Annotated in this window: 17 protein-coding genes; 2 read left to right on the top strand and 15 right to left on the bottom strand. The window is 42.4% G+C overall.

The window, feature by feature from the left end:
• Positions 1 to 28 precede the first annotated feature (28 nt).
• Positions 29 to 1,027: a DUF4367 domain-containing protein gene (locus tag PG840_RS07930; protein WP_270205863.1), complete on the bottom strand. Its 999-nt coding sequence runs from the start codon at positions 1,025 to 1,027 to the stop codon at positions 29 to 31.
• Between the two features lie 143 nt (positions 1,028 to 1,170).
• On the opposite strand from PG840_RS07930, the gene PG840_RS07925 reads away from it, so the two are divergent.
• Entirely contained in the window at positions 1,171 to 2,238 is a 1,068-nt protein-coding gene (locus PG840_RS07925) for an undecaprenyldiphospho-muramoylpentapeptide beta-N-acetylglucosaminyltransferase (protein WP_195502276.1), read from the top strand.
• A gap of 78 nt (positions 2,239 to 2,316) precedes the next feature.
• Here the strand turns inward: PG840_RS07925 and PG840_RS07920 are convergent, their stop codons facing one another.
• Both PG840_RS07920 and PG840_RS07915 read right to left on the bottom strand, forming a co-directional pair.
• On the bottom strand, positions 2,317 to 2,871 hold the full coding sequence (locus PG840_RS07920; RefSeq protein WP_173686103.1) for an RNA polymerase sigma factor: 555 nt from the start codon (positions 2,869 to 2,871) through the stop codon (positions 2,317 to 2,319).
• A gap of 17 nt (positions 2,872 to 2,888) precedes the next feature.
• Entirely contained in the window at positions 2,889 to 3,302 is a 414-nt protein-coding gene (locus tag PG840_RS07915) for an HIT family protein (RefSeq protein WP_008374196.1), read from the bottom strand.
• Between the two features lie 111 nt (positions 3,303 to 3,413).
• On the opposite strand from PG840_RS07915, the gene PG840_RS07910 reads away from it, so the two are divergent.
• A complete protein-coding gene (locus PG840_RS07910) occupies positions 3,414 to 4,145 on the top strand; it encodes a sensor histidine kinase (protein WP_270205862.1) in 732 nt (243 codons plus the stop codon).
• Positions 4,146 to 4,239: 94 nt separating this feature from the next.
• Here PG840_RS07910 and PG840_RS07905 read toward each other — a convergent pair whose 3' ends face one another.
• The 12 genes from PG840_RS07905 to PG840_RS07850 form a co-directional block, all read right to left on the bottom strand.
• Complete coding sequence (locus tag PG840_RS07905) at positions 4,240 to 4,992, bottom strand: DUF6382 domain-containing protein (RefSeq protein ID WP_008374199.1); 753 nt, start codon at positions 4,990 to 4,992, stop codon at positions 4,240 to 4,242.
• Positions 4,989 to 5,405 (bottom strand): TadE family protein, encoded by a 417-nt coding sequence (locus PG840_RS07900; RefSeq protein ID WP_117559394.1) that lies wholly within the window; start codon positions 5,403 to 5,405, stop codon positions 4,989 to 4,991. Before PG840_RS07900 ends, PG840_RS07905 begins: the two co-directional genes overlap by 4 nt.
• Positions 5,399 to 5,824, bottom strand: coding sequence for a prepilin peptidase (locus PG840_RS07895; protein ID WP_049938189.1), 426 nt, complete (start codon positions 5,822 to 5,824; stop codon positions 5,399 to 5,401). The genes PG840_RS07900 and PG840_RS07895 overlap by 7 nt, the downstream gene beginning before the upstream one ends.
• Complete coding sequence (locus PG840_RS07890; RefSeq protein WP_008374202.1) at positions 5,809 to 6,717, bottom strand: hypothetical protein; 909 nt, start codon at positions 6,715 to 6,717, stop codon at positions 5,809 to 5,811. The genes PG840_RS07895 and PG840_RS07890 overlap by 16 nt, the downstream gene beginning before the upstream one ends.
• A gap of 32 nt (positions 6,718 to 6,749) precedes the next feature.
• Positions 6,750 to 8,117, bottom strand: a complete 1,368-nt coding sequence (locus PG840_RS07885; RefSeq protein WP_270613490.1) for a DUF5702 domain-containing protein — start codon at positions 8,115 to 8,117, stop codon at positions 6,750 to 6,752.
• 37 nt (positions 8,118 to 8,154) lie between these two features.
• Positions 8,155 to 8,355, bottom strand: coding sequence for a Flp1 family type IVb pilin (locus PG840_RS07880; RefSeq protein WP_022220442.1), 201 nt, complete (start codon positions 8,353 to 8,355; stop codon positions 8,155 to 8,157).
• 11 nt (positions 8,356 to 8,366) lie between these two features.
• Positions 8,367 to 9,680 (bottom strand): hypothetical protein, encoded by a 1,314-nt coding sequence (locus PG840_RS07875; RefSeq protein ID WP_270613489.1) that lies wholly within the window; start codon positions 9,678 to 9,680, stop codon positions 8,367 to 8,369.
• Between the two features lie 2 nt (positions 9,681 to 9,682).
• Positions 9,683 to 10,255: a type II secretion system F family protein gene (locus tag PG840_RS07870; protein WP_270613488.1), complete on the bottom strand. Its 573-nt coding sequence runs from the start codon at positions 10,253 to 10,255 to the stop codon at positions 9,683 to 9,685.
• The gene (locus PG840_RS07865) at positions 10,227 to 11,597 is read right to left on the bottom strand and encodes a CpaF family protein (RefSeq protein ID WP_270613487.1); all 1,371 of its coding nucleotides are present in this window, start codon (positions 11,595 to 11,597) and stop codon (positions 10,227 to 10,229) included. Before PG840_RS07865 ends, PG840_RS07870 begins: the two co-directional genes overlap by 29 nt.
• Positions 11,572 to 12,672, bottom strand: a complete 1,101-nt coding sequence (locus tag PG840_RS07860; protein ID WP_270613486.1) for a hypothetical protein — start codon at positions 12,670 to 12,672, stop codon at positions 11,572 to 11,574. Before PG840_RS07860 ends, PG840_RS07865 begins: the two co-directional genes overlap by 26 nt.
• A gap of 145 nt (positions 12,673 to 12,817) precedes the next feature.
• On the bottom strand, positions 12,818 to 13,024 hold the full coding sequence (locus tag PG840_RS07855; protein WP_008375529.1) for a pro-sigmaK processing inhibitor BofA family protein: 207 nt from the start codon (positions 13,022 to 13,024) through the stop codon (positions 12,818 to 12,820).
• 132 nt (positions 13,025 to 13,156) lie between these two features.
• The gene (locus PG840_RS07850; RefSeq protein WP_008375533.1) at positions 13,157 to 13,645 is read right to left on the bottom strand and encodes a deoxycytidylate deaminase; all 489 of its coding nucleotides are present in this window, start codon (positions 13,643 to 13,645) and stop codon (positions 13,157 to 13,159) included.
• Between the last annotated feature and the right edge of the window lie 7 nt (positions 13,646 to 13,652).

Genomic DNA, 13,652 nt, shown 5'->3' with positions numbered 1-13,652 from the left:
ATCGAGAGAGAAAAAACTCACGCCATATTTAAAAAAAATATAAAGTTTTTAAAAGTTCTTTAAAACTTTTTTCATCCATTGTCGTATTAATTGTATAAAAAACATCTTTGTAAGTAAACTGTGCCACGCTTTCCTTGCCTTCATCTGGCAATTCATATTGAATAATAACAATATTATTACCATCTACTTCAAATTGTTCCTCTTTAATTTTTTTATCTTCTATATCATATCCGTGAGATTGTTCTTTATAATTAAAAATCATTTGATATTCAATAATATTATCTTCATTATTATAAATCAAACACGCCCGCTTCAATGTCTCATTTATGTCACTTTGCACCAATATCATATCATCTGATTTTTGCAAAAATCGAACAACATCCACTCCCATTTTTTTCTTTATTTCTTCATAAACTTGAAATTCATCATATTCATCGACCTTATTCTTATCCCCATCTTCTCTCTCCGTATCTACCTGTGTCATCTTCCTATCTCCGATAGTCTGCGTCCACAGTTTCCCAAAGAACGGCGTCCCACCAATACTCACCATACTCCACATCATAGCAAGCACAGCCACGATCGCCACGATTCCATATGCCTTCCAGTGCCGTTTTCTCTTCTTAACTTTCTTCTTCCCGGCTTCCTTCCCGGTCTCTCCGTTCGTACCGTCGTCACTTGCTTTATTATCTGTTTCATGCTTCACATGCTCAATTGGCACAACATTATCTATATAACTGTCACTCTCCACATCTTTCTCAAGATGATCTTTCGTATCCTCCCCTCCGCGAAGCGCCTGAACCTCTCGTCCGAGACGGATTGCCTCCTTGTCGGCATCTGACAGTTTTTCATATGCTTTCTGCTGTTCTTCATATTCTTGGATTTTACTCCACATCTTTTCATCCAGGTCTTCTGGAAAGGAAATGTCCTGCAGTGATTCGTCCGAGTCCACTTCTTCCATGATTTCCCCGGCTTCTTTTTCCAGTTCAGCTTTTAAAAGCTTATCCAGATTATCTTCATGTTTTTCCATTTTAAACCTCATTCTTTTGGATTTCTTTTCCCTTTAACTTGACCTTTTTCCTTCACCTGTTTAATATTATGATATCAGGGCAGTCTCTCTGCCTGTATCAACTGCGAATCTTAATTCGCACCATCAATGGGAGGATTTTTATTATGAAACGCATCATTCTGACCGGCGGAGGTACTGCCGGACATGTTACACCTAATATTGCACTGCTTCCCCGTCTTCGGGAACTGCAGTATGACATACATTACATCGGTTCTTACAACGGTATGGAAAAGCAGCTGGTTGAACAGCAGGGGATTCCATATCATGGTATCTCTTCCGGTAAGCTCCGCCGGTATTTCAGCCTTCAGAACTTTACGGATCCGTTCCGCGTCCTGAAAGGCTTCAGTGAAGCCAACCGTCTGATCAAGCAGTTAAAACCGGATGTAATTTTTTCAAAGGGTGGATTTGTAAGTGTTCCTGTTGTTATTGCCGGAAAGAAGAACCATGTTCCTGTTATCATTCACGAATCGGATATGACTCCGGGACTGGCTAATAAGCTTTCCATTCCTTCAGCTGCAAAAGTATGCTGTAACTTCCCGGAAACTTTAAGTTCCCTTCCTCAGGATAAAGCTGTCCTTACCGGATCCCCTATCCGTCAGGAGCTTTTCACCGGAGATAAAGAAAAAGCCTGCGCTTTCTGTGGTTTCAAGGAAGTAAAACCAGTTATCCTGATCGTCGGAGGAAGTCTTGGCGCAGTCGCAGTCAATAATGCAGTACGCAAGATTCTTCCTGAACTGTTAAAAGATTTCCAGGTTGTTCATCTCTGTGGTAAAGGCAAGCTCGATGAAAAGCTCACCGGTCTGAACGGCTATGTTCAATTTGAATATATTCAGGATGAACTGAAAGATCTCTTCGCCCTTGCCGATGTTGTAATCTCAAGAGCAGGTGCAAATGCAATCTGCGAATTGCTTGCTCTTCGCAAACCAAATCTTCTGATTCCACTTTCAGCTAACGCAAGCCGTGGTGACCAGATTCTGAATGCCCGTTCTTTTGAACGTCAGGGATTCAGTATGGTTATGGAAGAAGAAGAGCTTACAGATGAAAAGCTTCTCGCAGCTGTCCACAAGCTTTATGATTCCCGTGAAGACTTCATAAATGCAATGAATCAGTCTTCTCAGCAGGATCCGATCAAGACAATTATCGGTCTGATCGAAGATGCTGCTTCCAAATAATTTTTTAACAACAGTTATTTACATTGTTCAAAAACAGGTGCCGGAACGACACCTGTTTTCTTTACATATCCATCGGTGCTATTTTGTGTAATCATCAGAATTGTAATGTATCTTTACCCATTTTCTTGCTCTGTACAGTACACCCGTCAGTGCTTGGATACTGATCCCCATAGATTCAGCCACATCTTTTTGTTTTCTCTCCAGACAGTAAACCATGGTAATTGCTTCGTACCAGTTTTCATTTTCTTCGTACAATGCATCCAGAATCGTCCATCCATAACCCACTTTTTCTTTTTGTAAAATTTTGTGGAATACATGCTCCTCTGCACTTTCCGCATATTCCTTCGAGTACAGATCCGAAAACAGCTCAATATCTGCCTTCGGACATTCTCTTGCCCGCTTCTTCATATAATTGATAGCTGTATTTTTCGTTGTTGTTACCAGCCATGCTGCCATGTATTCTTCATCCACTGTATCAAAGTGTGTATATAGTTTTAGAAAAACCTCCTGGAATATCTCTTCCGCTGACTCTTTGTGACTGCCAGAATAATCCATTGCTATCCGATAAACGTTGAACTTATTTTTATAGTACACGTTCTCGAATTCCTTTTTATTCTTATTCTGAAAACTCACTCCAGTACCTCACTATTTTATTTTTCTTTCAGTTTTTCCAGGATTTCATCCCGATCTTCATCTGTAAGTTTACCCGGTTTCCAGCCGAATCCGCTCTTGTCATTTTTATATCTCGGAATCAGATGCATATGGAAATGGAATACGGTCTGACCGGCCACTTCCCCGTTATTCTGTACGATATTATAGCCGTCACATCCAAGTACATCTTTTAATCTTGTTGTGATCTTCTTTGCAAGCTTAAATGCTTTTCCTGCCAGTTCTTCATCAATAGAATAAATATCTGCCGCATGTTCTTTTGGCAGGATCAGTGCATGTCCCTTTGTCGCCGGTCCAAGATCCAAAATTACTCTGAAATCATCATCCTCATATATGGTTGCAGATGGAATTTCTCCATTTGCGATTTTACAAAAAATACAGTTCTCATCCCTCATGTTTTTTCCTTCTTTCTACATTTTCTTCGATTAATCTCGAATTTGTTTACGAACCAGACTTTCAATGATAAACTACAACTACTTTATATCATGGAAAGGATGGTCGTTACCATGCCATTTACTGCAAATGATTATGAAAAGTTACATCAGCTTATGAATTCCAGTCCGGAAATTCGTGAATTACTTCAGAAACTCCTGGATTCACAGCAATATACAATCAGCAAGATCAGTCATGAAGTTCGCAATCCACTGACGCTGATCTACAGTACCTTTCAGCTCATAGAGTCCAGTCACCCTGAAACCAGAGATTTCAGCCACTGGTCAGAGCTTCGCGAAGACATTGAATACACAATCTCTCTGCTGCAGGAGCTGTCTGCCTATAATAACAGTGAACATCTGCATCTGAGCACGTTTTCTGCACAGGACTTTTTGGGACAGATCTGCCTGTCCTTTGCCGCCTCCTGCGTAGATACCGACATTGGATTCTCTTCTCTGATAGCCCCTGATCTTCCATCTCTGACGGCCGACAGATTAAAGCTGCATGAAGCGATTCTCAACCTTTTAAAAAACGCCCGTGAAGCCATTTCGTCTGCCGGTTCAATCCGTCTGGAAGCAATCCTCAAAGATCAAATGCTTCAGATTACCATATCTGATACCGGATGTGGAATCTCACCGGAATATCTCGACACGATTTTTGATCCTTTTGTCACTTACAAACCAGACGGCACCGGTCTTGGTCTTGCCATTGTCAACCGGACAATCACAGCTCACGCCGGAACAGTAACAGTTACTTCCTCCTGTGGAAAAGGCACTTCTTTTTTGCTTTTGTTACCAATTACATAATCATTTTTATTATAAAAAACACGTAATTGTTTTACAAGTACTTCTTTCCATAAACTGGAAAATGTAGTAAAAAGAAAAACATGTCCTATCTTACTTATTCCTCTGAATCATCCGCCATTATCTCATCCCATTGGGATTCCCGTTTTTTTCTACGTTTCTGAAGGCGCTGATTCAGAAATCCCCAGACGCTCTGTCTGTCCTTTACAACCTGCCCTTTCATTTCCTGTTCTGCAATCCAGTCATCCAGGATCAGTTCCTCCTGCAGATCATATCCTGCTTTTTTCTCCGGCTGTATACTCTCCATTTCATTCTCCTTTTTCTCCAGTATCCGCTCCAGCGCATACTCAATATTATAATTTTCTTCCATTGAAGCCTTATGTAATTCATATGCCAGATAGACTGCCTCTTTCTGTTCATAATCTGTCTCCCTGACAAAATACTCTGTAAGCTCATGAAACTTTTCCAGAATATTACCTTCCAGTCCCGGACAATAACAAAAGTAATAGATTTCATCCGATACATAAATATGTCCCGGATCCAGGCTCAGACAGTTCACGTCCAGCAGATAATTCTTCACTGCATAAAGCACCTGGATAAACTGTCTCATAAAATTTTCCAGATCTGCAAATTTCCAGTGCTCTTTTTCTCCCTTTGCTTTCACGGATATCTTCCCACTGATCTCGTAGCGGTACTGGCTTTTATCATCTTTTCCCTGCCCTCTTACTGACAAGAGTCCGGGAATCGCATTTTCCATCAGCATCCGCATCTGATAATCTTCTTTATATAGCTCATCTGTTTCCAGAATCATCCAGGCATGATGTAAATCTCTTTCGTACTCTTCTCTCATTCCTCCTGGTCCCTTTCTACAATCTCCTGCAATACTTTTTTCCTGCGTATTTTTTCCTCTGGCACGGTCAGTGCCGCACTGCGTTTAACAGATACGCGCATTTTTCTCTTTTGCGCTCCTGCTGTCACTTCAAATTCATCTTTTACTACCGCAGTTTCCACCGATACTGTATCAAAAAATATCAGTTTGTTTTCAATTCTTTTCTGAAAATACTGCTCCATTTTTCCATCTTCTATTTCCTTTTGCCATCGCCATTCTTCACTTCCGACAATCGCAGTCTCATATGCCGCCCCACCGATAATATTTTTATCATGGTAATAAAAAAGTGCGAAAATGACTGCCATCCAACAAAGCAATACTACCGGCATCAGATACGCCATCTCAACTACTGTACTTCCTTTTAGCTTTACCATATAAATGTCCCCAGATAGCCGATCAGAAGAAAAGGATAAAATGACATTCTTGTCGTCCTTTTCCATTTTCCGCTCCAAAGACCTGCTCCTGCTGCCATCGCAGCCACAAGAAATGCAAGCATCAGCATTCCAAGCAGATTCCAGATCCCAAGAAAAATACCCATATTCAGGATCATCCAGCTGTCTCCGTACCCTATTCCCTCCTGTGACCATTTCGATATCATGAGAAATACAATTCCACATCCCAGTCCGGCAACCCATACACTCCAATGCATCCGTCCAAATAATGCACGGTACAGAATCGCCGCACAGCTTCCTGCAAGCAGATATTCTGTCGAGATTTTCTGATATTTTATATCCTGTGCTGCTCCGAATCCTAAAAAAAATAATCCTGCCAATTTTGCTATTTTCCACCACATTTCGAACATGCTCCTTTTCCTTTTACTTCTGACAGCGGAACTGTATAAACTTTTCTCTTCAGTCCGCTGCATGATAATGAAGTATGATAACGATCCCCGTAATCTGTGACATAGCAGTTTCCATCATTTCCCGGCATCCATCCACACCGTTCACACAAATGATAAATTCCTCCACTGCTGTTTCTCAGTTCCCCTAACTGTGTTTTCGCAACACTGCGCACGGACGGTTCCAGATAAGTGCACTGATAATTCCGGTGATATACGATCCCTGTTTCTGTCACATATACAAGTTCATTATCTCCAATTCCTGCTTCGTAGGTCTTTACATAACCGGTCCATGTCTTCATCCTCATTTTTTCTTTATAATGCAGTACCGGAATATGAAAGACAGGAACCGGCAATTCTACTTCATATTCTGCCGTCAGTTCCAGCACTCCCATTCCCGGTATCGCCCAGGATCTTTTACAGCTGACTCCTCCGCTTCCGCCAACAATCATACTTCGATCCATTCTTTCTTTCCCGACCGCATTTACAAGATCTGCATGCAGACTTATCGGGTTCAGCACGGGAATTTCTGCAAAACTCTCTGCCACCTGCTTTCCTGCACTCTGCAGTCCGCATCTTACTGCAGACTGGATGCTTCTGAGCTCCAGCATCCAGATCAGGCTCACCGCCGCATATAGGAACAACGGAACACAAAGTACAGCTTCTACTGTTACCGAGGCAGATACAGATGCCTTTTCTTTGACACAAGATATGGCGATCAAATCAGGTAGAAAATCAAATCCTTCCTCCTTTCTGCGAATATCAAATATGTGTTTGTAATTCAATATTTTTCTGTACATCATCAAAGGAATTTTATTTATTATTTCGATTGTCCTCAGAAAAGACACCTGTATCCACCTCCTAACATTTTCATTTTTTGTTACTGATATTGATATAAAATATGATACTGATACCGGATTCCTCTTCTCAGATAACATGTCATGTCAAAGTCTGCTCCTGATACGCAGGCATCTGCCCGAAAAAACGTTTTCTCCATTCCGAATCGCAGATTCATTTCCACCAGATCCAATGCTCTCATCGACAGTTCTTCCTTTGATTTTAAAACCAGCATCATTTGCAGATACTGCTCATAAGAATTTCCCTCTTCTGTCTCCTTCCCTTCCGGAATACTTCTGTTCTTTGCCAGTTCAAGCAGACCATCCAACGTTAGATTCCAGCTCTCCTTACTCTTTACAGCCGGAACCTTCTTCCCTGCCAGAAGCGTCTTAACATCCGTAAGGCTTTCTCCATAAGCCCATGCAAGAAGCAGCGCATGCTTGATCACAGGTCTGATCTCCGGTGAAAGAAACACCGCACTCAGTGTCGTTGCAAGGGTATCCACCTCCATTTGCATGTCCTTATCGGTCAGCAAATATCCATAATTCACTGCAAATCGAAGGATTCGGATTCTCCCGATCACATATTCCAGATTGTCCTTGTCGCTCGCCTTTCCTCCTAACAAATACTCCATCTCATAGTCCAGTACCGTATTCTTTTTCTTATTTGCAGCATTGCCAAACTTATCTATAAGGTACAGATTGAAAAAAATGGTATCTCCGGCTCCATTATCTTTTTCCTTCATGGTTCCGTATCCCTGCCTGAGCTTTCGGTTCGATACAGTCTCTTCTGACTTTACAGCTTTCGATGACAGCGTAAATCCTTCCGGGCTGACCAGATTTAACAGTGCTTGCGCCTGTATATCCACAATATCCGCCAATGGATTATTTTCTGCAGGAAGTTCTTCTTTTTCACTTTCCAGCATCTGGTCAAGTTCTTTACTCGTCTCTATATTCTCTTTCCCATATTCATTTGCTTTCAGTTCCTGCTCCTTCCATTCGGATACCTTTCCCGTCAGATTCTCTATCGCCGCAGCTCCTGTCTTCATTTTCTCGTATTCAACCGCCTGCCGCAGAAATTCTTTCCCATTCTGGTCTGTCAGATAACGGATTGCCGCAATCTCTGTTTCTATATTTTCTGCCCCGTAAAAGGACAGTCGGTTTAAAATATTTTCTTCAGACATTGTTCCGGATTCATAACTGCCTTCTATTGCAAAAATACCATATCGCTCCAGAAGATCTTTCTGATATTCTGCAAACGCAGATTCCACTGCCCTGCCTGCGTCTGCTCTTCTCTCATTCTTTGCCAGCTGGATCGAGGCACTTTCCAGCAAAGCCCCAACCAGAGTAAGAAGCAGAAGAAAGACCAGGCTTAGAAACACAGTAATCTCTCCCTTTACCATTTTTTTCATCTCTGTACACACTCACTTCTGAAATAAAATTTTTATTTTAGATTCCTGAACTTTCATTCGTTATTTTTTCAAATATTTTAGTTACAAGTTCATTAAGCTGTTTCTTAAAAATGATAACCAGACCGATAATGACAACCAGTACAAGGATCAATTCTACCGTTGATATCCCGTCTTTTTCCGTCAGAATCTTCTGAATTCTGATCCATCCTGTCCACAGCTTCTTTTTTACCGCCTTCATTCTCTCACCTCCTACACCTGGATCGACAAAAATGCCGGTACAACTACGATCGTAATCACGATGATCAGCATCAAAAGCATTGGGATCAAAAGTCTGGTTCCTGCCTCTTCTCCCAGCTGTCTCGCCCTGCTCTTTCTGTCCTCCAGTGCCTGTACTGCCTCCATACGAAGCATTTCAGAAATTCCTTTTGCACCCTTTTTCAGATTCTGTGAAAGAAGTGCTCCCATTTTCATATACGGAATCAGATCACATCTTCTTGCAAATCTTTCATAACATTCCATCTCTGGAATCCCACTTTTCATTTCCTGCCAGGTTTTCCAGATTTCTTCATATGCTTCTCTTTTTCTTCCCGTTTTTCCCCTGGTGATCCCATAATCTTCCGCAATCCTTTTCCACACATTTTTTGCTGTCATTCCGGCACCGGTCAGCATCGTAAACTCTGTGATAATTTCCGGATAATCCAGCATCATCTGCTCTTTTTTCGTCTTCTTCCGATTGCTTTCTTTCTGTATTTCTCTTCCGACAAGCAGAATGCTTATCGCCATTCCGAGCATCAGAATCGGAATCACTTTTGAATCTTTCTCCTCTGTCCAGGCAATTCTTCTTCCGTCCAGACTGGGTGGCAGTGTAAGATATGCTTTCTGCCTTGTAGCACTGTCCTGTAATCTTACCAGTTCCAGAACCCGCTCTTTCGTGGAAAGCGTTTTCTCCTGTCCTGCAAAAATAACAAGATCCATCTCACACGGATATACCTTATCTTCATAATGCAGAACTCCGGTAATATTCATCCCAATCCCCTGATTCTCCGGATCTTCTTCCCGGATTTTTTCCTGATCCAGTCTCCCAAGCGAATCCATTACATCATATCTGCTAAGTTCCCAGGAAATCGAAAACGGAAAATCGTCTAATGCTGTTACCAGATTCAGATCTGTCTTTATATGCGACAGATCCTTATTTTCCCCGGAAATCACTTTTGCAAGCTCTTTCCTCGCTTTCTGAAACTCCTTTTCCAGCCGCTTTTCACTGTAAATCTTCGGTGACACACGAATTTCTATATCCTGCTTTTTTTCTCCTTCAACCTGCATAGAAAGCGCCGCTTCTTTTTGTCCTTCCCCGTACCCGTTCCGCTTTATCTGCATGGTTTCAGAGTTTTCCGTCCCTGTCTTCTGCACGATTTCCGACAAAAATGCCAGACTTGTCACCGCCAACATCAAAAAAAATATCTGCCTGAGAAGCCTGTCCCATTTTCTGAAAAGTGATTTCTTCTTGAAATACATCCATGCACAAGCTCCGAGAAAGAAATACATTCCGATACAAAACCACATTTCTATACCTCGATTTCCACAATCTTGCATCCAAGTCTCCAGGCAGCAATGTAAGCTCCAAGACAAATACTCATAAAAGCCGCTCCTGGCAGATTCCCGTATAACCCCGCCATAAATTCCGGAAAGCTCAGACGCATATAACCAATAATTCCCAAAGGAATCACTGACATAATCTGAAATTCCATTTTTTTCGCTGCAATTACGGTATCGATTTCTCTTTTTACTTCCGCTTTATCACCAAGTTGTCTAACCGCATTTTTAATGATCAGAATACTGTCGCCTCCGCTCCTCTTTGCCAGGGAAAATACAGTGACAAATGTATCCACCTCCGGAAGTGCTACCCTTGCAGCAAAATCCTTCCAGGCAGCTTCCGCGGTTATGTTCAGATTCAGCTGCCTTACCATATACGTAAATTCCCGTACAATAAGTGTATGCCTGTCATACATGATCTGCAGGTCTCTCTGTACCTCTTTGATTGCGTTCTCCATAGAGTATCCCACATTCAGCTGCGCTTCCAGTGATTGAAGCGCATCCTGGAACTGTCTTTCAAAACGTCTCTTCCCTTTTTCCTCCACCTGACAGATCATCCTTTCGTAATACTTCATTCCCAGAGGAAAAAGCACTGCCATCATCCATAGTCTTGAATAGAACAGCATGGCAATCAGAAACACCAGAAGAATACTTTCCGTTATCGCCAGGGCATACTCCTTCCGGCTGATACCCTGCCGCCATAAGTTTTTCCGTCCGTGTAAGTGTGGACCTTTTCACCCACTCCCCCTGGATTTTTCCATCCTTACTTCCCGTCTCCTGAAAGGAAAATAACGGTTGAAGCCTGATTTCTCCTTTTTCATATCCCAATACCTCCATGATTTCCAATACTTTCCTGCTCTTGTCCCGAAGGCGTCCCAGATGTACCAGGATATCGATTCCGGAAGCGATCTGACGCATAACTGCTTCCAGCGGAAGTTTAATCCCCATCAGTACCATTGTAGACAGTCTGCTCATCATATCATCCGGACTGTTCGCATGACCGGTACTGATCGACCCGTCATGACCTGTATTAAATGCCTGTAACATATCCAGTGCTTCTTCTCCTCTGACTTCACCGACAATAATCCTCTCCGGTCGCATCCGGAGTGCTGTCCTGATCAGATCACGGATATTGATTTCGCCTGTTCCTTCTACATTTGCATTCCGTGCTTCAAGCCGCACCAGATTGGGAATCCCTGTGATCTGCAGTTCCGCGCTGTCCTCAATGGTAATAATACGTTCTTCTTTCGGAATAAAATCCGACAATACATTCAGAAAGGTTGTCTTTCCTGATCCTGTCCCTCCGCTGATAAAAATGTTATACTTTGCCTTCACGGCCTGGATCAGCATTGCCGCCGCTTCTTTTCCGATAGAACCTGTGTCGATCATCGTCTCCATCGTAATCCTGCTTTTCGGAAACTTTCTGATCGTAACAATCGGTCCATTAAGCGCAACCGGCGGCAGCACCACATTTACTCTGGATCCATCCTCCAGTCTCGCATCTACGATCGGTGTTGCCTCATTGACAACCCTGTTACAGCCTGCTACCATCTGCTGAACCACATCTTCAAGCTTTCCCTTTGAAAGAAACTTTTTATCGGTTTCATAAATCCTTCCGTTACGCTCGATGAAAATCGGCTGCGTTCCATTGATCATAATTTCCGTAATCTCTTCATCCTCGATCAGCTCCTGCAAGATATCCAGCTTCCTGAACGCGTTAAAAAGCTCTCTCCCGAGAATTGCCTTTTCTCCAAGCGGAATGAACTCTTCTTTCGATTTTTCTTCCAGTATCCTGTGGATCAGTTCCAGCAGCTCTTCATCGCTTGCTTCCTTCGACAGATCCATCTGCGCCAGAATTTCTTCATGAAGTTGTTCTGCCCTCCGCATAGAAGAACCTCTTTTCTGTACTTTCTTTTAATAACTCAACTGTTTCTTTTACTGTCTGACGCATATTTTTCCTCATATTGATATACATGGTACGCGACTCCAGCTCCTGATACCGCAGTACCTTCAACATATGCTGGTACTGCGCAATTTTTGCCATCGCATATACATCCTCCGCACACGGCATGAGAATCTGGTCACACAGCCTTAACAGCTGAAACACATCCTCCATCCCATTTCCGATATCCAGAATGATCACGCTGTATACACTTTGGCCGATCAGTCTTTCAAATAGAGTTTTCCATTCCTCTATATGCACAGCACGAAGATCTGTCCATACTTTCATTGGTGGGATATAGTCCAGATCACCCATTCTTTTTACCATGGATGCAATCCGTATCCCGATATCATCTCTTTCCTGTTTTGCATAGTAAAGAACATTTGCCAGATCAGGAGCATCCTGATCCCGGAAATATCCTCCCATGCCTGCATAGGTTTCCAGATTCAGATACAGCACGTCCTCTGACTGTGCCAGTGCTTTCCCAAGTTTCAGTGAAAACGTTGTCTTTCCAATTCTGTGAACCGGTGAATATACTCCAAGGATTCTTCCATTTCCGTTATCCGCACACGATCCCGGAAACTTCTCCTCCTGAAGGCCTTTTAAAATCCCGGTCATCAGTCCGTCAACCGGCTGATATTTCCGAAGCTCCGTTTCCTCCTCTCCCAGATCCACACAATGCTGTCTCGTCAGAATAATTCTCTTCCCGGTAAAAATCTGCTTTCTTTTTTCATATGGAACATCCTCACTGATCAACAATACCTTTATCAGACCAATCTTCAGTAACTCCTGTACCATTTCCGGCGACGAACAGATTCGCACTCCTGCTGTCACCTCTTTTTTCAAAAGCAGCGCCTCCGCAAGTCTTTTGACATACTCTTCTTCTGGATCACAAATTAAAATTTCTCTGTCGATTCTTTGCTCTGCTCCTTTCCGGCATGTCCGCCCTTTTTCTTTCAAACTTTGAATCAAATGCCGAATGGCATATGACGGAACACGTTTGCATTCCTTTTTTGACACAGTATTTATCAGAATATAAATACTGCTGAAACTGATTTTTTGATTTTCTAACTTATTGCTTTGCCTCTCTTGTAAGACGTATTATATGCGCCACTTTTCCCTTTGTCCATAGCTTTAAACCAGAAAAAAACGTTTTGCGCAACACCTACATAAACTGATAAAACATAATCCCATAAAGCATGGCAACTCCCGGAATTCCAAGACATCCGGACACAAAAAATGACAGGACATTTAGTCCGACAGAAACAGGAATGTTTCTATAGTCCATCCATTGATTGACCAGAAAAATACTGCCCATTCCTGTCAAAGCCCTGACAATAAAGTTTATCTGCCATGATCCTCTTCTTTTCATGCTCCGCCACCTCCTGCTCTATCTTATGAACTTTTTCACACAGATATGTTTTTTACCTCTGAAAAGAATTTCCTATAAAAAAAGAGCGCCACTGTCTGCACTTCACAGTCCAATGGCACTTCCCCATATCTTTTATAATTCAATTTCCACTTTTCGCCCGGTCCGGTGATACTGATGGTATCGCACCCCGGCACAGTCAAACATCATTTTAGATGCTTTTACAGAAGTTGTATCTGCATACTTGTCTGAATCATAGATTACTTCTTTGATTCCACTCTGAATGATCGCTTTTGCGCATTCATTGCACGGAAAAAGCGATACATAAAGTTTGGCTCCTTCAAGACTTCCTCCACTGTAATTCAAGATTGCATTCAGTTCACTGTGTACGGTGTATACATACTTTGTCTTCAGCGGATCCTCACCTTCCCGTTCCCACGGAAATTCATCATCCGAACAGCCTCGTGGCAGACCGTTGTATCCCATTGACAGAATTTTGTTATCTGCACTTACGATACAGCATCCCACCTGGGTATTCGGATCTTTTGACCGTCTTCCCGAGAGAATGGCAACTCCCATAAAATATTCATCCCAGGAAATATAATCCTGTCTTTTTCCACTCATAATCGGT

Source organism: Coprococcus sp. AM97-35 (genome assembly GCF_027697525.1).
GTDB classification, from domain to species: domain Bacteria; phylum Bacillota; class Clostridia; order Lachnospirales; family Lachnospiraceae; genus Allocoprococcus; species Allocoprococcus comes.
The sequence above is the reverse complement of the archived record's forward strand: the minus strand, read 5'-3'. Positions and strand labels throughout refer to the sequence as shown.

What these genes read in the sequence shown, in the direction of transcription:
- PG840_RS07915 (WP_008374196.1), bottom strand. Translation starts at nt 3,302, where the DNA reads ATGAGGGATGAGAACTGTATTTTTTGTAAAATCGCAAATGGAGAAATT.
- PG840_RS07850 (WP_008375533.1), bottom strand. Translation starts at nt 13,645, where the DNA reads ATGAGTGGAAAAAGACAGGATTATATTTCCTGGGATGAATATTTTATG.
- PG840_RS07905 (WP_008374199.1), bottom strand. Translation starts at nt 4,992, where the DNA reads ATGAGAGAAGAGTACGAAAGAGATTTACATCATGCCTGGATGATTCTG.
- PG840_RS07880 (WP_022220442.1), bottom strand. Translation starts at nt 8,355, where the DNA reads ATGAAGGCGGTAAAAAAGAAGCTGTGGACAGGATGGATCAGAATTCAG.
- PG840_RS07900 (WP_117559394.1), bottom strand. Translation starts at nt 5,405, where the DNA reads ATGGTAAAGCTAAAAGGAAGTACAGTAGTTGAGATGGCGTATCTGATG.
- PG840_RS07855 (WP_008375529.1), bottom strand. Translation starts at nt 13,024, where the DNA reads ATGAAAAGAAGAGGATCATGGCAGATAAACTTTATTGTCAGGGCTTTG.
- PG840_RS07865 (WP_270613487.1), bottom strand. Translation starts at nt 11,597, where the DNA reads ATGCGGAGGGCAGAACAACTTCATGAAGAAATTCTGGCGCAGATGGAT.
- PG840_RS07885 (WP_270613490.1), bottom strand. Translation starts at nt 8,117, where the DNA reads ATGAAAAAAATGGTAAAGGGAGAGATTACTGTGTTTCTAAGCCTGGTC.
- PG840_RS07895 (WP_049938189.1), bottom strand. Translation starts at nt 5,824, where the DNA reads ATGTGGTGGAAAATAGCAAAATTGGCAGGATTATTTTTTTTAGGATTC.
- PG840_RS07875 (WP_270613489.1), bottom strand. Translation starts at nt 9,680, where the DNA reads ATGTGGTTTTGTATCGGAATGTATTTCTTTCTCGGAGCTTGTGCATGG.
- PG840_RS07925 (WP_195502276.1), top strand. Translation starts at nt 1,171, where the DNA reads ATGAAACGCATCATTCTGACCGGCGGAGGTACTGCCGGACATGTTACA.
- PG840_RS07930 (WP_270205863.1), bottom strand. Translation starts at nt 1,027, where the DNA reads ATGGAAAAACATGAAGATAATCTGGATAAGCTTTTAAAAGCTGAACTG.
- PG840_RS07910 (WP_270205862.1), top strand. Translation starts at nt 3,414, where the DNA reads ATGCCATTTACTGCAAATGATTATGAAAAGTTACATCAGCTTATGAAT.